General features: G+C 68.4%; 17 protein-coding genes. 14 read left to right on the top strand and 3 right to left on the bottom strand.

The genetic code is table 11. From position 1 onward, the window contains the following. The first annotated feature begins 94 nt into the window (after window positions 1-94). Entirely contained in the window at window positions 95-1,366 is a 1,272-nt protein-coding gene (locus CRM89_RS10950; RefSeq protein WP_098083928.1) for a hypothetical protein, read from the top strand. Here the strand turns inward: CRM89_RS10950 and CRM89_RS10945 are convergent. Next, the gene (locus tag CRM89_RS10945; protein WP_216641970.1) at window positions 1,363-2,466 is read right to left on the bottom strand and encodes an NAD-dependent epimerase/dehydratase family protein; all 1,104 of its coding nucleotides are present in this window, start codon (window positions 2,464-2,466) and stop codon (window positions 1,363-1,365) included. The genes CRM89_RS10950 and CRM89_RS10945 overlap by 4 nt on opposite strands. Window positions 2,467-2,932: 466 nt before the next feature. On the opposite strand from CRM89_RS10945, the gene CRM89_RS10940 reads away from it, so the two are divergent. Further along, a complete protein-coding gene (locus CRM89_RS10940) occupies window positions 2,933-3,931 on the top strand; it encodes a hypothetical protein (RefSeq protein WP_127516163.1) in 999 nt (332 codons plus the stop codon). Next, on the top strand, window positions 3,928-4,770 hold the full coding sequence (locus CRM89_RS10935; protein ID WP_098083926.1) for an NAD(P)-dependent oxidoreductase: 843 nt from the start codon (window positions 3,928-3,930) through the stop codon (window positions 4,768-4,770). Before CRM89_RS10940 ends, CRM89_RS10935 begins: the two co-directional genes overlap by 4 nt. Window positions 4,771-4,861: 91 nt before the next feature. On the opposite strand, the gene CRM89_RS10930 is transcribed toward CRM89_RS10935, so the two are convergent. Together CRM89_RS10930 and CRM89_RS10920 are read right to left on the bottom strand one after the other, a co-directional pair. Beyond that, on the bottom strand, window positions 4,862-5,191 hold the full coding sequence (locus CRM89_RS10930; protein ID WP_228809378.1) for a transposase: 330 nt from the start codon (window positions 5,189-5,191) through the stop codon (window positions 4,862-4,864). A gap of 878 nt (window positions 5,192-6,069) precedes the next feature. After that, window positions 6,070-7,836, bottom strand: a complete 1,767-nt coding sequence (locus tag CRM89_RS10920; protein ID WP_127516161.1) for a hypothetical protein — start codon at window positions 7,834-7,836, stop codon at window positions 6,070-6,072. Window positions 7,837-9,114: 1,278 nt separating this feature from the next. Here CRM89_RS10920 and CRM89_RS30390 point away from each other — a divergent pair. The 11 genes from CRM89_RS30390 to CRM89_RS10870 all read left to right on the top strand — a co-directional run bounded on the left by CRM89_RS30390 (window position 9,115) and on the right by CRM89_RS10870 (window position 20,914). Next, window positions 9,115-9,918, top strand: a complete 804-nt coding sequence (locus CRM89_RS30390; protein ID WP_127516159.1) for a hypothetical protein — start codon at window positions 9,115-9,117, stop codon at window positions 9,916-9,918. A 76-nt stretch (window positions 9,919-9,994) separates the two neighbouring features. After that, window positions 9,995-10,960: a hypothetical protein gene (locus tag CRM89_RS32115; RefSeq protein WP_127516157.1), complete on the top strand. Its 966-nt coding sequence runs from the start codon at window positions 9,995-9,997 to the stop codon at window positions 10,958-10,960. Beyond that, complete coding sequence (locus CRM89_RS30075; RefSeq protein ID WP_127516155.1) at window positions 10,957-12,525, top strand: cutinase family protein; 1,569 nt, start codon at window positions 10,957-10,959, stop codon at window positions 12,523-12,525. The genes CRM89_RS32115 and CRM89_RS30075 overlap by 4 nt, the downstream gene beginning before the upstream one ends. Next, complete coding sequence (locus tag CRM89_RS30380) at window positions 12,522-13,244, top strand: hypothetical protein (RefSeq protein ID WP_127516154.1); 723 nt, start codon at window positions 12,522-12,524, stop codon at window positions 13,242-13,244. Before CRM89_RS30075 ends, CRM89_RS30380 begins: the two co-directional genes overlap by 4 nt. Further along, window positions 13,241-13,930, top strand: a complete 690-nt coding sequence (locus tag CRM89_RS10905; RefSeq protein ID WP_253805089.1) for a DUF6668 family protein — start codon at window positions 13,241-13,243, stop codon at window positions 13,928-13,930. The genes CRM89_RS30380 and CRM89_RS10905 overlap by 4 nt, the downstream gene beginning before the upstream one ends. Continuing rightward, window positions 13,927-14,223, top strand: a complete 297-nt coding sequence (locus tag CRM89_RS10900; protein ID WP_098083921.1) for a hypothetical protein — start codon at window positions 13,927-13,929, stop codon at window positions 14,221-14,223. The genes CRM89_RS10905 and CRM89_RS10900 overlap by 4 nt, the downstream gene beginning before the upstream one ends. 16 nt (window positions 14,224-14,239) lie before the next feature. Next, a complete protein-coding gene (locus CRM89_RS10895; protein ID WP_098083920.1) occupies window positions 14,240-14,509 on the top strand; it encodes a hypothetical protein in 270 nt (89 codons plus the stop codon). Between the two features lie 165 nt (window positions 14,510-14,674). Further along, a complete protein-coding gene (locus CRM89_RS10890) occupies window positions 14,675-15,184 on the top strand; it encodes a hypothetical protein (RefSeq protein WP_229434685.1) in 510 nt (169 codons plus the stop codon). 709 nt (window positions 15,185-15,893) lie between these two features. Continuing rightward, window positions 15,894-17,597 carry a hypothetical protein gene (locus CRM89_RS32255; protein ID WP_127516152.1) on the top strand — a complete coding sequence of 568 codons (1,704 nt, stop codon included), beginning with the start codon at window positions 15,894-15,896 and terminating at the stop codon, window positions 17,595-17,597. A 39-nt stretch (window positions 17,598-17,636) separates the two neighbouring features. Continuing rightward, window positions 17,637-19,121, top strand: a complete 1,485-nt coding sequence (locus tag CRM89_RS10875) for an SCO6880 family protein (RefSeq protein ID WP_098083916.1) — start codon at window positions 17,637-17,639, stop codon at window positions 19,119-19,121. Between the two features lie 83 nt (window positions 19,122-19,204). Continuing rightward, complete coding sequence (locus CRM89_RS10870; protein WP_195039642.1) at window positions 19,205-20,914, top strand: hypothetical protein; 1,710 nt, start codon at window positions 19,205-19,207, stop codon at window positions 20,912-20,914. The last annotated feature ends 3 nt before the right edge of the window (window positions 20,915-20,917 follow it).

Here is a 20,917-nt window from a genome sequence, read left to right as displayed (position 1 = left end):
CTCGTTTTGTCTCACTGATGGCCCGTTTGTGTTGTGGCGCTGCCGGAATGCGGTGAAATGTGGTTACCGTGAATGGGAGGGTGGAGGTCAGGGGATGGCGCGTACCCGGCTCGAGCAGCTGGCCGCTCAGCGGGGCATCAGCACCGCCGATTTCGCCCGCGAATTCAACCGCCGCGCGGCATCGCTCGGCGTCGACACATCCATCACCCGCGCAGGGGTGCACCGGTGGCTTCAAGGTCTGGTGCCGCGTCCTGGCGCCCGCCGCGTCCTCGAGGCCTGGCTCGGCGAGCCAATCGACACCCTGCTAGGCCCGCCGCGCACCCACACGCCCACCGCAGCGACCGGACAGGACTACGCCGTGAATGCAGCCCAGGAGTCGGCCCGCCACGCCCTCGAGGCCGCGGCGGCACTGGATCCCTCCGCCCTCGAGCACCTGCACGCCGCCGCGGCCAAGGCCGCCCGCGCCTACTACGTCAGCCCGCCGCTGGAGATGCTGACCGATTTGGTCACGCTGCGCGACACGATCTACACCCAGCTCGACCGCACCCATAAGCCGCTGCAGAAGGCCGAGCTGTACCTGCTCGCCGGGCAGGTCTGCGGACTGCTGTCCTCGGTCACCTGGGATCTCGGGCTGGTCGAGGCCGCCGAAGAGCAGGCCCGCGCCGCCTACACCTACGGATGCGTCATCGACCACCACTCTCTGCAGGCCTGGGCACGCGCCCTGCAAGTGACGCTCGCGTTCTGGTCCGGGCACGCCCGCGCCGCCGCTCGCACCGCCGCCGCCGCACTGGAGACCGCGCCCGCCGGTACCGCCCGGGCACGGCTGCACAGCGTCCACGCCCGCTCACTGGCACTGCTCGGCGCCCGCGGCGAGGTCCGCGACGAGCTCGCCGCCGCCACCGACGAGCTCGATCGCGCCGGCCAGGACGCGTTCCTGGACGAAGTCGGCGGGGAGCTGGCCTTCGACCGAGCCCGCCACGCGCTGTGTGCCGGTGCGGCTTTCGTGGCGCTCGGCGACGGCGAACCCGCCGAGCAGGCCGCGACCGAGGCTGTCGCGCTGTTCGAAGCGACCCCACCCGAGCAGCGGTGGTCCCTCGGCGCGCTCAGCGCGCACGTCGACCTCGGCGCAGCGAGGACACTACGCGACGACCTCGCCGGCGCTCAGGCCGCGCTGCGGGCGGTGTTCGAGATCCCCACCGCTCGCCGCACCGAGGCGATCGCGCTACGCCTGCACGCGCTGTCACGGATTCTCGGCACCACCCGCTACCGCGGCGCGCCCGAGGCCATCGCCCTGATCGGCCAGATCGAAGAGTTCACCGCGATCTCGCTGTCGCGCGCGGCAGGGATGCGGAGCCTGCCCAGCTAGGCTCCGCAGTGGTCGAGCTGCACCGCATCCCACAGCCGCAGCAGCGCCTGCTCACGCTCACCGGTGATGCCGAGCTCGGCGGCGCGCTCGTGCTCGACCGCGCTCCCGCCGTCGCTGAGCCACCGCCACGTATCGGCCACCGTCGCCGCGATCGGACGACACGCCAGCCCCGCGGTGCGGGCGCGGTGGGCATCCACCGCCCAGGCGCCGCGGTAGGTGCGCCACAGCGGCAGCTCGGTCCATTGCCGCACACCCTGCTCGGCTAGCCAATGCTCATCGGTCACCCACTCCAGCACCGCATCGCGACCGGTGACCTCCCGGCACGCGGTCAGCAGGTCCGCCATCGTGTCCCGGCCCTTCGCGGTCAAGTTGTAGACACCGGTCAGCCCAGGGATCAGCGCAAACGCGGCCACATCGCGGACGTCGATCGGCTGTATCGGACGGTACGGCAGGCCCGGAGCCAACACCCGGCCACCACGTTGCATCCGCCGCAGCCACCACTCCAGCCGCCCGACATACTCCCACGGCCCGAGAATCACCCCGGGCCGCAGCAGCAGCGCCCGCTCCGGACCGAACGTCTCCAGCACCGCACGCTCACACCCGGCCTTTCCGAACCCATACGTCGACGGGCCGGGGTCGCCGTCGTACCCGTAATCCGGGCCGGCATCCGACGGGCATTCCAGCACCGGCGAGTCCTCGGTGAGCGGCTCGATCGGCCACCCCTGATACACCGACACCGTCGACACCAACACATACCGGCCCACCACAGGCGCGAGAGCCCGTGCTAGCGCGAGGGTCTCACGAGGGACGAAACTCGAGGTATCGACCACGACATCCCACGGACCCGCCTGCGCCAGCCGCGCCAGGTCCGTCGGGTCGGTGCGGTCACCCCGCACCACCGACACACCCTCCACATCGGCGCCAGTGCGGCCGCGGCGAAAGGCCGTCACCTCATGACCCTCGACCAAGGCCTGCTCAGCGACCGCGCGCCCGAGAAACCAACTGCCACCCAGAATGAGTACTCGCACACTGCCATTCTGCCGCCCGCCCGCGCCTAGAATGTGGTACGGACCCAAGTCGTCGGTCGTCGCGTATGTCACTGTCTGCGCGCATAGCTTTGGGCTCGGTTGATCGAACAATCCTGTCTCGCGGTCCTGCGGATGGGACCGCGTGCTGTGGTGCCTGACCGATACACGATTGGGGCAATTGCCGAACCTGCGTCGGCGGAGCCGAGCTGGCTTCATCGCTGCCATTAACAGGACCGCGACCGCGCTGGCACAGAGCGAAACCGAACTCGCACCGGCGCGTCCAGCGCCGTTATCCCAGCGACAGGCCCAGCGCTGGATCAGCGGTGAAACCCACCGCCCATTTCCTGCAGGGTTGCGCGTGTTGGCGCGATTGTCTCCCGATGAACCGGTCGAGGAGCTGCTCGGCGCACCCCATCCAATGCCCGCATCTGCATCGCCCGGGTCGGGTGCGGCTGGTCACGCAGACGACCGGTCTGGCTTATCCGTATCATCATGGACACCATCCACTGGCGAGCCCGATCTCGGGGATGTGATGTCCATGGCGGCAAGGGAATCAGCTGATTTCGTCGGCTTCGCAGAGCAGTCCGACTGCGGACCGCACACCCTCGATCAGCTCGGGGAAGACCTCCACCAAATCCTTGCCGCCTACCCAGCACACCCACTCGCACCTGTCGCCGCGCAAGCCCGAACACTTCGCATACGGGTGCACGAATTGCTACGAGGACGACATCGGCCGGGGCAGGCTCGACAGCTGTACCTGCTGGCAGCGGCACTGTCGGGAGTGTTGTCCAACGCCTCATTCGATCTCCGTGATTTCTCCGGCGCCCGCACCCACGCTCGGGCCGCACTGGTCGCGGCCGAGGCCGCCGGCCACCACGGCATGCGCGCATGGGTGCGGGGGATGCAAGCACTGATCGCCTACTGGGACAGCGACTACGGCTACGCGTCCGAGCTGGCAGCCGACGCCTCCCGGCACAGCCCCGAGAACGGCACCGCCGGAATCCGCGCACTCTGTATCGAGGCCCGCGCCCGCGCCCGCCTAGGCGACCAGCACGGAACCCGGTCGGCGCTGCGGCGCGCTGACCACGCTCGCGACACTCTGAACACCGAAGACGAGTTCGGCGGCATGATGGCATTCCCACTGGCCAAGCAATCGCTCTATACCGGGTCGTCCGCCGTTCTTCTCGGCGGGCCCGCGATGATCGCCCCCGCACGAGAACACTGCACCGCCGCCGTGACCGGATATCTCGCTGACCCCGAGCCAGTGCGACGAGTCGGCGGGCTGGCGCTGGCCAGGCTCGACCTCGCAGCCGCGTATCTGGCCGAAAGCGACCTCGACGCTGCCGCCGAACAACTCAACCACGTCATTGACCTCGCCGAAAACCGCCCCACCGCCGCCGTTGCCCGACGGCTGACCCAACTCCACGCTGCGCTCGAGCGACCGAGGTGGCAGACCAGCGCGCTGACCAGCGCGCTACGCGACCGCATACGCAGCGCACCGATCCAGCCCGCCGACCCCTCCGAGGACAACACATGATCGTCGGCCTCCTGCACCCCGGCAGAATGGGGGCCGCAATTGGAGCCCGCCTCACCACCGCAGGACACACTGTGCTGTGGTGTCCAACCGGGCGCAGTCCCGCCTCCGCAGAACGCGCACGCACCGCCGCGCTCGCCCCCGTCGACGACCTCACCGAGCTGACGGCCCGCGCCACGACAATCGTCTCGATCTGCCCAGCCCACGTCGCGGTGTCTCTTGCTGAAACTGTCGCCCAACACGGCTTCACCGGCCTGTACATCGATGCCAACGCCACCAACCCCACCACAATGCGTTCGATCCGAGCTGCTTTCGACGACAGCAGCGATGTGATAGACGCGGTCATCAGCGGACCGCCACCAACAGCCGAAACCGGCCCACGCATCCATCTGGCAGGCCCAGCCCCAGCCGCCGCTCGTGCATATGACCTCTTCATCAGCGCCGGGCTGACCACCACAAACCTCGGAGAGCGCCTCGGAGCGGCGTCGGCGTTGAAAATGGCAACCGCGTCGTACTTGAGAACTACTCGTCTGCTGGCCGCACTGGCCCACGGTTTGGCCGACGCCCACGGCGTCACCGACGCGCTGATCGCCGAAGCTCACGAGCTTGGCGCGAAACCGCTCGCCGACCGCGGCTACCTGCCGAGCGTTGCAGCCCGGGCGTGGCGATGGCAGCAGGAAATGGTCGATGTGGCCGACACCCTGACCGACGCTGATCTACCCGCCGGACTTGCTGCCGCCAGTGCCCAGTTGTTCGAGTGCCTCGCTGCTGAGAAGGACAACTTCTCAATTGCACCCGAAGCAGTGATAGCCCGCCTACGCACTCCAACCGCCCCGAACTGAACCCGTGGGTTTGAGCTTGGCGGAGGAGCTGGTGATCCAGTACTCCATTTGGTTTTTGCCCGGCTCGCCGACGCGGTGGGCTGCGGGTGGCTCAGCCTGGCGGTGGCCCTCGCGGCGGGCTCCGACGGCGTGCTGGTGACCACGCATGATGGTCGAGTCCACGCCAACCATCCAGCCGATCTCGCCATCGGCGACGACGAGGGCTTGCAGTTGGTGCGGGATCTGTGCCCAGGCCCAGCGCCGGAACAGGGCATAGATCGCTTTGCCAGGATCGGCAGCAGGGCGCGATGTCACGCCAGGGTGCCCCGACCCGGACCCGCCAGCGGATGCCGTCGATGAGCTGGCGGCGGGTGAATCGAGAAGGACGGCCGTGTCGTTTTCGGGCAGGGAAGCAGTGGTTCGAGCCGGGCCCACTGGGCATCGGTCAAATCGGCTCGTCGGGTCACCGCTTTCACGAGGTCTCCGGTGTTGCGTTGGATCTTGGTAGACCAACCAGTTACCGGAGACCTCGCCACATCCAAAACCCGCTGATCACAGCAACTCTCGCCCGTCTGAGGTCACTTTGAGGCACGCCCTAGGCAGCGCCGACCAGAGGCGAGCGCTGCGCGATTGCGGCGCTCAGAAGTCCTGATCTACACGGCGCAGGATGTTCGCGAGCATGATTCCCGAGTCCGCTGCGGTCCCCGCGTCCCTCCGCGAAGGTTCCGTCGAGTGCTTAACGCTGTGGGTGAGTTCGATCACCGTGTTGGAGACACCCTGTCTTGCCTCACTGTCCTTTCCTGGTCATTGCGGTGCGGAACCGCCGTCGCAGTTCGGTGGGTTCCTCATCGACTTTCGACCAGCCAGTCGAAGTGGGTGGTGACACCGCCTCTGCTGTAGTGGGTGGAACTGCGCTTCCTCGTTCCGGTCCAGCTCCTCCTGCACCCGCCTGAAGAACTTCTCCAGCAGATCCCGCGCCGCGTTTGCCACGGCCCGTTGCCGTCGTTCTTCAGCCAGTACGCCCGGAAGGTTGAGAAGTCGCGCTACGGCAGCTTCAGAGGCATCCCGATGCGGTCGAGCGTGGCCTTTAGCGCCCGCAGAGCGAGAGCGATCTCCTTCATCCAGAGTGTTCTTCCCGCCGTTGCAGTATGCAATGAGCTCATTCCACACCAGGTCGGTGATAGCAATGGCTGCGTCCATGTCCATGGTTCCATGGATCGGCCCCGCGCGCAGTTCTTTCAGGAGGTCCGTTCGCAGCTGGGTCGAGGTGGACTCGCCCCGAGACGGAAGCCGAAGTCGTTTCCTCGAAGAAGTCGTGATTCATGCGGCTTCTGAATCTCTCCCCTGGAGCCGGCGATCGAGCTGCTTCGCGGCCTTCAGGATGTGCTTCGAGATCGGCTGAGGCTTCCCCTGCAGTTCGAGGAACTCCTGCAGCGACAGCGGCATGGGGAACTTGCGCCACTCGCACAGAAAACTGACGGAGTCAAGGTGGAGGTGGTCGCCGATGCCTTCCAACAGCTGGAGTTCCTGGAGCTGCAGGACCGTGGGTCGAGCGACGCGGCCCTGGAACTCAGCGAAGACCTCCTTCGCGCGCTGACCGTAGTCGAGCTCGGTCAACATGGAGCTCGGTGTGCCCGAGTTCGGGACTACGACGAACGGGACGAAGACGGCGTTCGGGTCCGGCTGCCCGGCGAAACCGAGTCGCCGAATCAGCCGCATGACCGACGCGAACTGCTGGAACTTTCCTTCCGTCAGGATCAAGTCCGAATCCGCGTCGTACAACGCCCCGTTACCGAGTCCTTGAGCAAGCGTCGCGTTGAGGGGGTGATGGGTCGCGTCTACGAGAATCGTGACTGGTCCGGCGCGAAGGGCCCAATCACAGACTGAGGGCTTCTCTCCCTTCTTCTCAGTCCACTGCTCTTGCATCGCGGGTTCCGAGACCAGTTTTTCGACCCTCCGACTACGCGCCGCGATGCGGCCGAGGGTAGCCCCCACGATGTCCTCGAACTGGTACTTCATTCCGTCGTTGAACCTGTTCGCGCTCTTCTTATCTCCCTTCGCTGCGAACGCGGCCATAACGTCGAACTGGGCGGTGTCACCGAAGAAACGTTCCGTTGCCCACTGAGCGCGAAGAATCAGCAGGCTGCCGCCGCCGAGGTCAAGGAATGGGTACCGAGTGAACGTGTACCGCTGCAGTTTGACGTCGCCGCTGGCACGGTCGGCTGCGAGACGTTCGCGGTAGCCCCCGAGGTCCAGCGTCATGTTCTCGCTGACAAAGGCTCGCAGCTGCTCGTCATGCGCGAGGTCGTCGAGGTCTACCGTCGTTCGGCCATCGGTGATCATGTCGGAGAGTGAGGCACCCACTCGGAGGAAGTCGTCGAGGGTAATCCCGGTCGCGTCCTTGAAAGTTTCGGCTGGGGACGCACCGAGAGAATCATGTGCTCTGCTAGCCCACGGCGAGTACCAGAAGTCGACAACATCGGCTTTGAGGCACTCGATCTTGCGCGGCGCGTTGAAGAGCGAGCTGGCCGCCTGATGATGCAGGAACTCCTGCGACAAGGCGATCAGGTCTGCCGGTTGCATCGCTTGGTACTTCTTGTCGAGCGCGGCCACCTCGGCGGCGGTCGGTACATCCGACCCAAACTCGCTAGTCGTCTGCTGTTCTGTGGCGATCGAGATCAGCAGGTGCACCACCTCATCGGAGGTCAGCGTCCGTGTCGCCGTTGACTCCGTCTCCAAGAGCTCGCGCATTAGCTGAACGGTGACCTGTGGCGTCGCGAAGACGTTCCCTCGGCCGACCTCAGCCTTCACCGCAGGTGCCCAATCAGCGGACGCATCCGTCAGGAGCTCCCGGTGTAGTGGCCTGAGGTTCCAGTTCGTGGTGGACGCCTGATCCCACTTAGCCTGAATCGTCGCCAGCCGGACGAGAGCATCCTGCGTGTCGACCTCGGCGAGCAGAGACCGCCGCGCGGCTTCAGTCAGCGGTGTGACGCCCACCATCCCGGCGACCACGACCATCGGCTGGTTCTGCTGCATCGCCTGTAGCACCGGGCCGGCCTCCGGAGGAAGGCCGGTGAGGTCCGGCATCGGAATGCTGTAGCCCGCCGACATACTCTGCGGCGGAGTCGGCGCTTGCAGGTGCTGCCGGCCCCATTCGAGTGTCCGCTGACGTTCTTCCCGCCGCGCGGCCTTCGCTTGTCGCCGCGCGGCTGCACGTCGCTCTCTCCGGTTCACCTGACAAATATCCCACGAACGCGCAGGGCCCGCCCCATGCTATGAGGGCGACACGGCGGAGTAGCCCGGACGGGACGATACTGTGGCGCATCCATTCGCTGTTCTAGAGAATGACGGGATGCGCCCGCAACAGGTCAGGATCCGGATCTCGATACCCGAGGACAAGGATGTCCGGTTGCTCATCCAGGCGGACTCGATGACCAGTGATCTGGGTATCTATTCCCCTACCTGACGGAGACGATCCCGGAGGGTGACACCCCGCGGTATGTGGAGGTGAGCGGCGGACAGGCGTTCCTGGTGTTCGAGGTGCCGGCCCCCGCCCGGATCCCGCCTGCGGTGCAGCGTCGGCAGCGACAGCAGGCTGAGGACCTGGAGGCTGGGGATCCGCTGGCGAAGGACGCGGCTGGGGAGTTAGCCCACGTGGTCAGCGGTGCGAATTGAGCTGAAGCGGCGCCATCGAGCGGGAGGAAGGAGCTGTTGTCCTGGGCCCAGTCAGCCAATTCGACGCTACCGGCGAGGAGCTCGGTACGCACCGCCTGGAAGCTGCAGGCGAGCCCACCGCTGTGCGCCTGCTCCAGCCAGGTTCAGAAGCCGGGTGCGATGTCAAATCCGTAGTAGCGGTTCTTGACCTAGATCAGGAGTCGCGTCGAGGAGGTAAGGGCCCTTCTAAGGACGATGACCGCGAGCGACTGTGGGACGAGAGAGGGCGCTTGGGAAGCGGTGACGTGTGGCTGGCGATTGATCGTTGATGCTCGTTTGGGTCTTGGCGCGAGGTGGCGGTAGGGGCGTGTCGACTGATCGCAATGCCCGCGGTTGGAACATTGCCATGAGCGGCTCTTGCGGTCGGCGGCTCTCAGCATCTAGTGTGCTTAGTGCGCCTCTGGTCTCAGAGGTTTCCCGGGTTCTCGCGTGACGCGGTTCCGGATGTAGCGCTGTAATCCTCGGTATCCGTCCTGCTGTGTCGGTGTCGAGTCCGTCAGGTTCTGCGACCGTCCCTGGTCGCGCCCGATCCCTGTTGCGGCAGCTGAATCTTGTTGCCTTGCATGCACTGGGAAGGCGTCGATGTCGCACTGCGGGGACTCCACTCCACGCTCACATGATTCAGGTCCGCCGTCGACTGGCAAGGACACCTTGCCGCGGTTGTGGCGCCGAACCGAGTTGCTGATTCGCGCCGCTTCGGTGGCGAGCGTTTCCGAAGCAGAGTTCGTTCGTCGCGTGCGCGACAGCGGCGTTGCGATCTGGCCGCGAACCCGGACTGCCGCCGGCGTTGTGGCCGGGTACGCCGTGGAAGCCGTCATCGGCAGCGGCGTTTCCCGCACCGACATCGAACTCGGCAGCGATCTTGCGTTGCCGGTGTTGTGGCGTGACTGGGACCGCGGCCCACGCGCGGTGGCGGCGGCGCAGTCGGAGTGGCGGGGGCTGCGTTCCTCCCGTCCTCATGACCGGCACCGCAGTGTGCTGACCGATCCCGTCGTGTGGTCACGCATGGTCACCGACGTCGATCGATTTACCGCCCGCCTGCGCAGGTACCCGCCATCTGCTGGCGAATGCTGTTGGTCTGCCGCGCGACTGGCGGGGGCGGTCGCGTCCTGGGCTCGCCGAATGGAACCGGAAGGTGCGGGTCCGCTCTCGGAGGCGGCCCTGACTGCGGCCGCAGCCGCGGGAGCGGGACGGCCCGCGGTGGCTGCCCCATCGCGGTTGTCGGTGGTGGCATTCGGCCTCGCGCAGTTACACACCGTCGACCGACCGACTCCTCGGGATGCAGTGCTGCTGTCGGCGCACATGGTGCTGGTCGCCTATGAGCTGAGCCAGCAGTTCCGCGGTCACGGCGAGTTACACCGCGCCGAAGCGATGGCGCACACCGCAGTCGCCTTGAACACCTTCGTCTCCCGGCTGCAAGACAAGCGGAGAGCACCGCCCGATCCGGGCGCATGACCCGACCCGCCCTCACGCCCACGCCGCACAAGCGTCACATCAACCCAACTGGTTTGTGCGGCCCCTTCACGGAGAGATGGAGATTCGCATGAAGCTTCGCCGTAGCCCCTGTCAGGTGGCGGCTGCCCTCGGCGTCGCCGGGGTTCTGGCGGCGGGCCCCGCCGCGGCCGACCAGCCGGGGCTGGAAACACCCGGTCGTGGCGACCAGCCGGGAATCACCGCACCACCTACTCCGGCACCGGTCGTTGTCGACGAGACTCCGACCGTGGTGGACCTGATTCCCAATCCGCCGCGTCCACAGCCGCGCCAGCAGGTGGAACGCAACACGGCACCTGCTCCCGCACCGACACCTGCACCTTCGCCCGCGCCTGCACCGCCGCCGCCGGAGGAGGAAGCGCAGACCGTACCGACGGAAGGCCCAGCTGATCCTGCGCCGCCCGTTCCGCCCGCGCCGGAGCTACGGATCATCCATGTCGGCACGGCAGAGGTCGTGGTGCCGGAGTGGGTTCCGGCGGAAGTCCAGGCGGTGGGGCAGGACCTGGCGGACAAGGCAGAGTGGTGGACCGCAGCGGCGTTCGACGCCGCAGGCTTCTCCACCGATCAGTCGGACCGGCGGGCCGCCGCGACGATAGTCGGTGCTGCCGCGGGGGCGAACGTCGGCGCCGCGGCCGGTGGCATGGTCGGCGGTCTCAGTGGCTGTGCCGTGGGCATGGCGGTCGGCGGTGTTGCCGGTGGCGTGATCGGTGGCGTCACCACCGGCGGTGCACTGGCCCCCTTCGGCGCGACGGTGGGAGGCACGGTCGGGTGTATGGCCGGTGCAGTCCTCGCCGGTGTCCCAGCAACCGTCGCGGCGGGCGCGGTCGGTGCCGCAATCGGTGCTGCCGGCGGCGCCGCACTCGGCGAAGGCGCGTCCCCGCCGGATGAATCCGCGCCCGAGATCCCGGCGCCTGTTCCCGCACCAGTAGTCGACGAGCCTGCGCCGCTACCTGGCGCCGAGGCGCAAGCGGCGCCGGACGCGGCAGCAGGGGAGGACTGCACGTGATCAGCTCGATAGCTCGGGGAGGTTTCGCGGCGCTGACCTTGGTATTGATTGCAGCCAGCTTCTCGCCGGGTGCTGCTGCCGACCCCGCCTCAACCGGGCCGTGCCCGTTGTTGTTCGCTGTCGGCGTTCAATCTCCGGGTCAGGCCGCTGACGGCACCCCCACGGATGTCGATTCCGGCCTGGTCGGCGAGGTGTTGCGTCCCTTGGTGACTCGCGAGCAGGGCGAATTTGCTCGGGTGTATGTGCGGATGCGCCCGACAGGGCATGGGGTCAGCAGCGGGCGCGGTCCCACGCCCTTCCAGGCCAGCCTTGCCGAAACCACGACAGCCCTATCGCAGATCGCCGGCGAAACCTACGACCGGTGCCCCGGCACGCGCCTGGCCATCGTGGCAGACGCCCAGGCCGCTCAGCCGGCCGCGGCCTTCGCCGAGCAGGTCGGCGCTGGCGGCGGCCCGGTACCAGCGGAAGCCGTAGCGGCAGTAGCCTTGTTCGCCGATCCCGCGAGACCCGTCGGGGCGCCGCTGTTACCCGGAGCCGCCAGCAACGGCGGAGCCGACCCGACACCCCGCACCGACAGTCGGGCGGTAGCGGCGTTGGACCTCCTACCTCAACAGCCACTCACAGGGGCAGGAATCGCCACCGCCGCCGCCGAGGTCAGCGGAACTGACACTGCAGAAACGCCATCGCCTGACCGCAGGTCTGGGTCCGGAGATTACGGAGCCCTGGCGGGACGAGTGGCCAGCTTCTGCATCGCCGGTGACCTGGTCTGTGACACGACCTCGCGCGCGCCGGTGGCCACGGTGGTCGCCAACGTGACACAGTCGGTGAGCGAGGCTGGCGGAGACCCCCTGCGTGCGCTCGCCGCGGTGACACAGGCGTTGGCCTTCACCACGATCAAAACTGCGGTGTCGGTGGTCAATGAGGACATCGCGGGCCAGTCGCTGTCGTCGTTGCAGCTGTCCTCGCAGGTGTCGTTGGCCCAGCGAGTCGCAGAGGCCAGCGATCCGCGGTCTCCGCTCGACCTGCACGCCGCACTGCAGGCCGTGGTCAAAGTGGGCACCATCGCGTTGAATTCGGTCGCCACCATCGCCAAGACGGTACTCACGCCGGCGAATCTTGCCGAGATCGCTGCGGCGGGGTTGGCCAATCCGGCCGCGGGCCTGGCCGCGCTGGGCGCGAAACTCGCCGCAGCGTTACCGCAGCTGATTCCACCGGCAGCGGCGACTCGTCTGGTAGGGCAGGCGTTCGACAGCCTGGTTACCACGGTCACCGACAACGCGGCGCTGATCGACACCACGACCTGGGTCCGCTACAGCGACGCGCTCGCACGGGCAGGCGCCTACACCACCGTGCCGGTGTCCAGCGACGGTCGCAGCCCCGTCGCGGTCACCGTCGCCTGGCTGACCGCCCTTCTCGACGAGCTCGCCCACCTCAGACCGTCGACACCCGGCCCGACACGCACCGCGCCCAGCACCGAACCATCGGCAACGATCAGGGCCACCCCGACGGATCGTTCGACCGTGCCGTCGAGCCCGCCGCAACCGCCGAGCGAGGCGGGACCGTGAACCGCTACGAACCCGACCTCGGCCGCACCGCGACCGACGAAGAAGTGTGGACCCGCTCCTCGGGTTCCCACACCCTCGTGCCCGACCCCAGCCACCTCCACGAGCGTTCCCAGAGCTTCGAGAGCTGGCTCCCTACGGCCGCGCCCGCCACCGTCGAGGCCGACCGTGATCCGGGCCTTGGACCGGACCGGCGCCGCAGCCTGTTGCGGACGACAGGTGCGATAGCTGCAGCACTCACCGTGACAGCGGCCATGTGCGCCGCGGCCGCAGCGGTGCTGGGTAACCGTTCTCCGGAATTCGCGACGGCTGAACCCACTGCAGCGTCGGCGACGTTCTCCTTGCCGACGACCACCGAATGGTGTCCAGCGGGGACCACCGGCGAGCGAATCACCGGAAACGGTGCCGGCTCCGCCGAATCCGGGCCTCAGGTAATCCTTGCCCTCGAGCATGCCTACTATGTAGACCGCGATGCCGCCGCAGTTCGGACGGTTCTCGCCCCCGACGGTCGGTTCGGCAGCGACGCCGAGATCCAGGCCGGTATCGACGCTGTGCCCGCGGGAACCACTCACTGCACCGATATCACCGCCGCCGGACCCGACCGATGGTCGGTCCTGGTCAGCGAACGCCGCCCCGACGGTCACCGGGTCTCGCACTCCCAGACGATCCACACCACCCACCGTGATGGACGGACACTGATCTTCGCCGTGGTGTCGGCATGAACCCGACCGCCCTGACACCGCCGCGGCCGGAAACCCATCACCACCCGCGGAACGCGCGCCTGCTGCAGCGTCGAGCAGTGATCGCACCGCCGCCCGACCAGCGGGCGACCCAGTGGGACCGTCCTGTACCCGTCCACCCCGGGACGATGCCGGATGAACGGCCGCCGCTGGTGTGGCTGCTGGCCGCCCACGGAGGCGCCGGAACAACAACCCTCGAGCGGGTTCTCGGGCCCGCCGCCGATTGTTATCGACGCTGGCCGGTCCCCGCTCCCGGGCAAACGCCGTATGTGCTGGTCGTCGCCCGCGAGACCGTCAGCGGTCTCGCCGCCGCGGACGCAGTGCTGCGCCAACACCACGCTGGACTCGCCGGAGACAGCACCGTCGTCGGAATGGTCACTGTGGCCGCACGACCCGGCCGGGTTCCGGCGCCGATTCGCCGCGACCGTGACCTCTACAGCGGACTGGTCGCCCGAACCTGGCGCATCGACTGGCACGAGAGCTGGACGCTGACCGCCCCTGCGGCGCTGCCGATCTGGTGCCCCGACCCATCCGGTGCGGATGCCCTCGCCGACGCCGACCCAGCGAACACCGTCCCGCCGGACGTTCGCGTACTGGGCGAGGAACTTATTGCGGCCGTCGCCGCGCTCCACGACCGAGTCCCTGAAATCGGAAGGACACCGCTGTGAGCCTGCTGCCCACGCTGACCGCCTGGTACCCGGACGTGCTGGCCCAGATCGAGAACTACACCCCCGAAGCACCGCCCGGTGTCGGCGGGCTGCAGCGACTGATGCGATGGGTGCAATGGTTGACCCTGCTGTCTGGGGTGGCGGCAATCATCTTCGCCGGCGGGCGCTTCGCCTGGGAAAAGTGGCATGGCGGAATGCTCGAGTCTCCGAAGATGGTTCTGGGTGCCCTGATCGGCGGCACGATCGCCACCAGCGCCGGCACCATCATGAACACCATCATCAGCAACAGCTAGCCGGGTCGGTAGGCAGATGGTGTCAACCCTACTGGCGTACAAGCAACTGCCCGCCGACGTGACCGAGCCGTTGCGGCAGTTGTTCACCTGGCTGCTGTGGCTGGTCGAAGCCGCGCTGATCTGCAAACTGGCAGTCGTCGGCGGCCGCGCCGGCTGGGAGTACTTCCATCCACCCCCCGGCCCGCCACCAGGTCCGGCTGAAGTGGTGCGGGTCCTGCTGTCCTGGATCCTGGCGAGCGCCGCCTGGCCGGTGGCGGGGTCCCTGCTCATCGACCTCGCACTGTGATCGCATCCTGTGACGAAAGAGCCTTCCATGCATGAGTTTCCGTACCTTCGCTGGCGCCGACGCGTGGCAGCGTTCGCCTCGGTCGCCGCACTGGCGTCGGCCTCTGGTTGCGTCGACGACGGTGGTGCCGCCTCTGATCCCGGGCGTCAGCGGCCTGCTGATCTGGTGGCTGTTCCCGCCCAGGTGCACTGGCGCGACTACCGCGGCGTGGCCATCCCCATCGGCATCGACGGGCCGGCACACCACACCGACACCGCAGCAACAGGTTTCGCGCGCAGCCCGCAGGGCGCGGCCCTGGCGGCGATGGTGCACACCGTCCGCATGTCGCTGGCTCCCGATGACCACTGGGCCTCCGTCGCCGCGCATGAACTTGCACCAGGACCCGGCAAGGACAGCTGGGCGGCGGGACGAGTGCTGGTGTCGGTGACCGGCACAGCCGACTCAGCGACCGCTCCTCGCCTGCGCGGCTACACCATCACCGACTACACCCCCGACCGCGCGCGGGTGCAGATCTACACCTCCTTCCCCGATACCTCGGTCGCCGTCAACATCGCCACCGTCACCTGGGTCGGCAACGACTGGCGCCTGCACCTGCCCGACCCCGCGTCAACCGACCCGGTGGTGGTCGCGGTGCCTGCCGTCGGTGCTGCTGTGCCGCTGGAGGCACCCAGATGAGCGCCAAGGACGAGCGAACTCGCGGTTCGCGTCCACTGCCGGTCATCTCGGCTGCGGCACTTGCCCTCGTGGCGGTCGCGGCCGCTGCCGCGTTCGTCGGCCACCGCAGCGCCGACGAGGACACGCCCACCACTCCGTCGTCGATCCCGCATGGCCCGGTCGCCACATCGACCGGGCCCACAACGGGGTTCGGCGTGCCCGAGATCGACCAGTTCGGGCGCCGCGTCGACATCCCCGCCGACCCAGCCGGTCACTTGCGACCGCAAACGAGCCCGACCCGTGCGTCCGCGGACCTGGACTGGCTCACCGCCGCACCGGCAGGGCTGGACGAGCCGGGCGGGTGGCAGCGGGTACACGGTGCGGTGGTGCCGTTCTCGACCTCTGACGGCCCCATCGTGATGCGCGACGGTGTCGCCGGCGGCTACGCCCACACCCCACAAGGGGCGGCGCTGGCCGCAGCGATGAGCGTCTACCAAGTGATCGCCCGCCCGGGGGACCGGGCTGTGCTGGCGCAGCGCCTGGTGCTCAGTGACGCCGACAGGGCGCGCTTCGACGCCGGCATCGCCTCCGGCCGCCTACCCCAGCAACAACCGGCCGCGCTCACCCGAACCTTGATCGCGCACGACGCCTTTCGCGTCGAATCCTATGCCGAGGACCTCGCCGTCATCGGCTTGGCCGTGCGCGTCCAACCACCGCACCAGTCCGCGTCGTGGATCACGACGCGCGTACCGATGGTGTGGGTGGACGGGGACTGGCGGCTCCGGGGCAGCGGGGAACAGCTGCCGACCGCGACGATCACCACGTTGACGGGGTGGACGCGATGGTCCTGACACGATGGACACGGCTGGCCCGAGTCTGTGCCCTCGCGGCGCTGATCGCGATGATGCTCACCCCCGTCGCCGCCGTCGCGCAACCACCGACCACGCCGTCACCGCCGGCGGAATCGGAATCGGCGACCACGTTCGGTTTCGACCAGACCTGCAACGAGCTGCACGATCAGATGACTCAGATACCGGTGGTGGGGTCGATGGCGGCAGATCTCGCCTCGGCAGTCTGCAAGGCGGGCAACGTGGCCTCGCACCCCGGCCAGGCCGTCGACGCCGCGACCACGAAACTGTGGGACACCACGATGGGCGAGGTCACCGCGATCCTCCTCGACGGCCTGGGCGACGTGCTCGAAATCAGCGTGGCCTGGACCTATCTCCCCAACGACACGATCTTGGCGGGCTCGGACCCGAACGCACCCACGCTGTGGATGCGCGTCGATGACTACACCCGCCAGCTGCAAGTGTGGCTGCTGGCGATCTCGATCGCGATCTCGGCAGCACGTATCGGCATCGCGCGCGCCCACTTGGCCGCCGAACACGCCCACGAAGCCTTCCAGATGATGGCACGCACCGCTGCCAGCAGCTGGGTGGCCGGTGCGGCAATCCTGGCTGGCGCCCGCATGAGCGACGGCTTTACGAGCTGGCTGATCGCCGACGTCACCGACGGCAACGCCCGCGGTGCCACCGAACTACTCCTGCACACCGAGCTGATGGCCTTCAGCCCCGGCTTCATCTTCGTCGTCGCGCTGGTCGGCATGATCGGCGCCGGGGCGATGGCGGTGCTCACCATCATCCGCCAGGCCCTGCTCGTCGTCGCCGTCGCGATTTACCCGCTGGCCGCGGCTGCCTCGGGCACCAGCGGTGGGCGACAGTCCTTCCAGAAGCTCACCGCGTGGATTGTGGCGTTCCTGCTGTTCAAGCCGGTCGCGGCACTGGTGTACATGGTCGCCTTCGTCACCGCGGACCAGACCAACACCGACGCTGCCCAGGACCGGTACACCGCCGAATCGGCTCACCGCGCGTTGGTCGGAGTCGTCTTGCTGTGCAGTGCGGCGTTCGTGCTGCCCGCCCTGATGCGGCTGGTCGCCCCCGCACTGGCGGTGATGGGATCCGGCGGCGGTGGCGCGGTCGCGACTGGTGCGGTGGCCGGCGCCGCGCTGGCGGCAGGGGCAGGGGTCAAAGCGTTCGCTGCGCGCGGCGTGCTCGCCGCAGGGGACGCCTCCGTACCCCGCCAGGCCCCGCCGCCGGGCACTGACCCGACCGGCCCTCCCGGGAACCCGCCGCCGGGCCCGCGGCCGGCGCTGCCCCGCAGCGGCGGCGCGCTGCCGGGGCTTCCTGGCGGATCGGGCAGGGGCGGGGCGGTCGCGCGTACTGGACCGGCCGGTGCCGCCCGCTCACGCCCCTCTGGCGCCGGTGCCCCGGGGACCGCCGGGGCGGCTGCGGACGTTACGCGGGCCGCGGCCCGCGCCACCGGTGTCGCCCGGGCGGTGGACCGGCTGGGCGAGGACACCGCCGGTTCCGCGCCGGAATCCACCGGATCCATCACGCCTCGCCGTGGCCCAGGCGGGCACGACATACCGCGGTGACGCGCTGACACCTTCGAGACAGACAGGACCGTACCGTCGATGAGCGATTACCGCGAACGCACCTACAGCGCGGGCTCACGGCCCCGGAGTGAAGGCCTGTTCGGCTTGTCCTGGGTCGCGATGCTGACTGCCGGTGCCGTGATCATCGTCGTCGTGCTGACCCAAGCGGTGTTCGGGCTGCGCGCCGCCGCGATCACCCTGGCCGTCGGCGTCATGATCACCGCCCCGCTGGTCATCCAGATCGGCGGGCGAACTGGCTATGTGCGCGCGCTGCTGCTGTGGCAGTGGTGGCGCGGCGGACGCCGCGGCGAGCACTTCTACCGCTCGGGTTCGTTTTCCGCCATCCCCGGCGGAGCCGCACGACTACCTGGACTGCTCGCACCGACCCGGCTCTACGAAAGCCGCACCGTCGACGGTCACCGGTTCGGCATGATCCACCTGCCCAGGTTCGACGAGTACACCGTCGTGCTGCGCGCCTGGCCCCAGGGCGGCGAAGCCGTCGACCAAGACCTCATCGACCAGTGGGTGGCCGCGTGGGGCAGCTTTCTGGCATCGCTGGGCAGCGCCCCCGATGTCAAAGCCATTGTCGCGGTTGTCGATACCGTGCCCGAGACCGGCAATCGGTTGCTCGCCGAGGTCGCTACGCTGACCCGACCCGATGCCCCGGATCTGGCCGCGCAGGTGATGGGGGAGCTGGCCGACCAGCTGGCCACCGAACGCGTTCAACTCGACGCGCGGATCGCGATCACCTTCGAGGCCACCACCCCCGAACGACGCAAGATCCCTGCCGAGCAAGCCCTCGAGATCGGGCGCCGCCTGCCCGGCATCCTCGCCGCCGTGGCCGAGGCCGGGGTCCGCACTACCCCCATGACCGCCGCGCAGATCACCTCGTTCGTGCGCCGTGCCTACGATCCTGCCGCCCAACCCGACCTGGAAGCCGCCGCTACGGACCCGGCCGGTCACTGCGTCGACTGGTCCATGGCAGGCCCGGCGGATGAACGCCAATGCTATGACCGGCTCGAACACGCCGGCGCGGTGTCGATCACGTGGGAGATGACCAGGGCACCCGCCGGTGTCGTCGATGAACGGGTGCTCGAACGACTCCTGGCTCCCAACCCGGACCTGCCACGCAAACGTGTCGCCGTGGTCTATCGGCCGCACTCGGCGGCCGAGGCCACCCACATCGTCGACAGCGACTACCGCAACGCGCGTGTCGCCGAGCAGAACACCCGCGGCGGGCTGGTGTCGGCGGGCGCCGGTATCCGCGTCGCCACGGCCGAGCAAGCCCGCCAGGAGCAAGCGCGCGGGCACGGGCTGACCCGCTACGGCATACTCATCACCCTCACCACACCCCGCGGGGACGACCTGCCGCGGCTGGACGCCCTGGTCCACGACCTCTCGACCCAAGCGCGGCTGTCGATCCGCCGCTGCCACGCCTACCAATCGGCGGCCTTCGCCGCCGGCCTCGGCGTGGGCGTCATCCTGCCCGAACACGCCACCACTCCCGAGACACTCGAAGGCTGACGGCGATGTCCCCCGATCATGGCCACACGTCGTATTCCGTCCCTTCCCCGCAACCGGGGTCCGCTCGCCCGGGTGGGCCGAAGGTGCTGGGGGCAGGTGAACGCACACGACTCGAACGGCTGCGCCGCACCAGGGGAGTGCGGGGCTGGTGGGCCGGGGTGCTGCTGGCCCGCGACGCACACCGCCGCCGCAACCTCGACGCACTGGCCGCCGGAGACGATCTCGATCCGACCGACCGGCCGCGGCTGCGGTTGACCCCAACCGGGTTCGCCGGCCCCACCGGAGGCCGCGTCTCGGCGGTCGGCCGGCCCGCCGAATGGCGCGGCACCACCGCCCAGGTCGTCGGTTTGTGGCCGTGGTCGGTCGGGGCCGGAGCCCCCCTTGTCGGCACGCCCCTGGGACCGCATCTGCGCACCGGGGCGCCGGTGTGTTTCGACCCGCTGAATTGGTTCCAACGGGGCGGGTTCATCACCGCCCCGAGCTTGTTCGTCCTCGGTCTCAACGGGTTCGGCAAATCGTCGCTGGTGCGGCGCATCGTCCTCGGTGGTATCGCTCAGGGCATCACCCCCTTGATCCTCGCCGACGTCAAACCCGACTACCGCAGACTGGTCGAGTTGGTGGGAGGCCAGGTCATCGATCTCGGCTACGGCTACGGCCATCTCAACCCACTCGATCCCGGCGTCATGGGCGAGATCGTGGACCGGCTCGAGCACGCCGGGGACACCGAACGCGCCCAAACCCTTGCGCTGGAACTGCGCGCCCGCCAGATCGCGCTGGTGTGCGCGCTCATCGAACTCGTGCGCGGTCACCGTGTCGCCGACTACGAGCACACGGTGATCGCCACCGCCTTGGACCTGCTCATCACACCTGTTGCGGATGGCGGCCGCGGATTCACCCCCGAGCATCCACCGCTGCTGGAAGACCTGCTCGAGGTCATCGTCGCTGGCGGTAGCGAGCTGCGTCTGGATGCGGCCGCCGACAGCGACGACCGCTATCTCAGCGCGATCGTCCCCTTGCGGCAGTCGTTGCGCGCGCTGACCAAAGGCCCATTCGGGCGGGTCTTCAATGGCCACACCACCGTGCCGTTGCGCTTGGACGCGACCGCGGTGTGCATCGACGTCTCCCACATCCCGCCCGGGGACCGCAAACTCAAGGCCGCGGTGATGCTGGCCTGCTGGGGTGCCGGATTTTCCGCAATCGAAGCGCTCAACACGCTGACCGATGCCGGTCTCGCCCCGCAACGCTACTTCCAGGTCGTCATGGACGAACTGTGGCAGGTTCTCGGGCTGGGGGAGTTCATGGTCGAACGCGTCGACGAACTCACCCGTCTGCAGCGCGGCATGGCCACCTCCCTGATCATGATCAGCCACACGATCAAAGACCTGCAATCCCTCGGCAGCGACGCCGCCATCCAGCGCGCTCTCGGCTTCCTCGAACGCGCTCGGGCCAAGATCCTCGGCGCCCTTCCCGGTGAAGAAGTCACCCGGCTGCAACAGATCATCCCCTTCACCGCCGCCGAACGCGCCATGGTCACCAGCTGGTCAGCCCCGCAAGCGCTCACCGGGGAGGCGATCGGGCCCGGCGCCGTCCGTCCCACCCCGCCCGGAACAGGGAAGTTCCTGCTCAAGATCGGCGAGTCCCGGCAACCCGGCATCCCGTTCCTCGTCGAACTCACCGCCACCGAACGCGCCACCGGCATCCACGACACCAACACCCGTTTCGCCACCTTCGACACCCACGACAGCCCCGAGATGACCGACATCGCAGGCGGCCGGCAGGCGGTGGGACGGTGAAAG

This window comes from Nocardia sp. FDAARGOS_372 (assembly GCF_002554515.1).
Lineage (GTDB): Bacteria > Actinomycetota > Actinomycetes > Mycobacteriales > Mycobacteriaceae > Nocardia > Nocardia farcinica.
This window is presented reverse-complemented; position numbering and strand designations above follow the sequence as displayed.

Bases quoted from the DNA above. Each gene is read 5' to 3' on its own strand.
- CRM89_RS10950 (WP_098083928.1), top strand. From the start codon at position 95: ATGGCGCGTACCCGGCTCGAGCAGCTGGCCGCTCAGCGGGGCATCAGC.
- CRM89_RS10940 (WP_127516163.1), top strand. From the start codon at position 2,933: ATGGCGGCAAGGGAATCAGCTGATTTCGTCGGCTTCGCAGAGCAGTCC.
- CRM89_RS10935 (WP_098083926.1), top strand. From the start codon at position 3,928: ATGATCGTCGGCCTCCTGCACCCCGGCAGAATGGGGGCCGCAATTGGA.
- CRM89_RS10930 (WP_228809378.1), bottom strand. From the start codon at position 5,191: ATGCCCAGTGGGCCCGGCTCGAACCACTGCTTCCCTGCCCGAAAACGA.
- CRM89_RS10920 (WP_127516161.1), bottom strand. From the start codon at position 7,836: ATGCCGGACCTCACCGGCCTTCCTCCGGAGGCCGGCCCGGTGCTACAG.
- CRM89_RS32115 (WP_127516157.1), top strand. From the start codon at position 9,995: ATGGAGATTCGCATGAAGCTTCGCCGTAGCCCCTGTCAGGTGGCGGCT.
- CRM89_RS10905 (WP_253805089.1), top strand. From the start codon at position 13,241: ATGAACCCGACCGCCCTGACACCGCCGCGGCCGGAAACCCATCACCAC.
- CRM89_RS10895 (WP_098083920.1), top strand. From the start codon at position 14,240: ATGGTGTCAACCCTACTGGCGTACAAGCAACTGCCCGCCGACGTGACC.
- CRM89_RS10875 (WP_098083916.1), top strand. From the start codon at position 17,637: ATGAGCGATTACCGCGAACGCACCTACAGCGCGGGCTCACGGCCCCGG.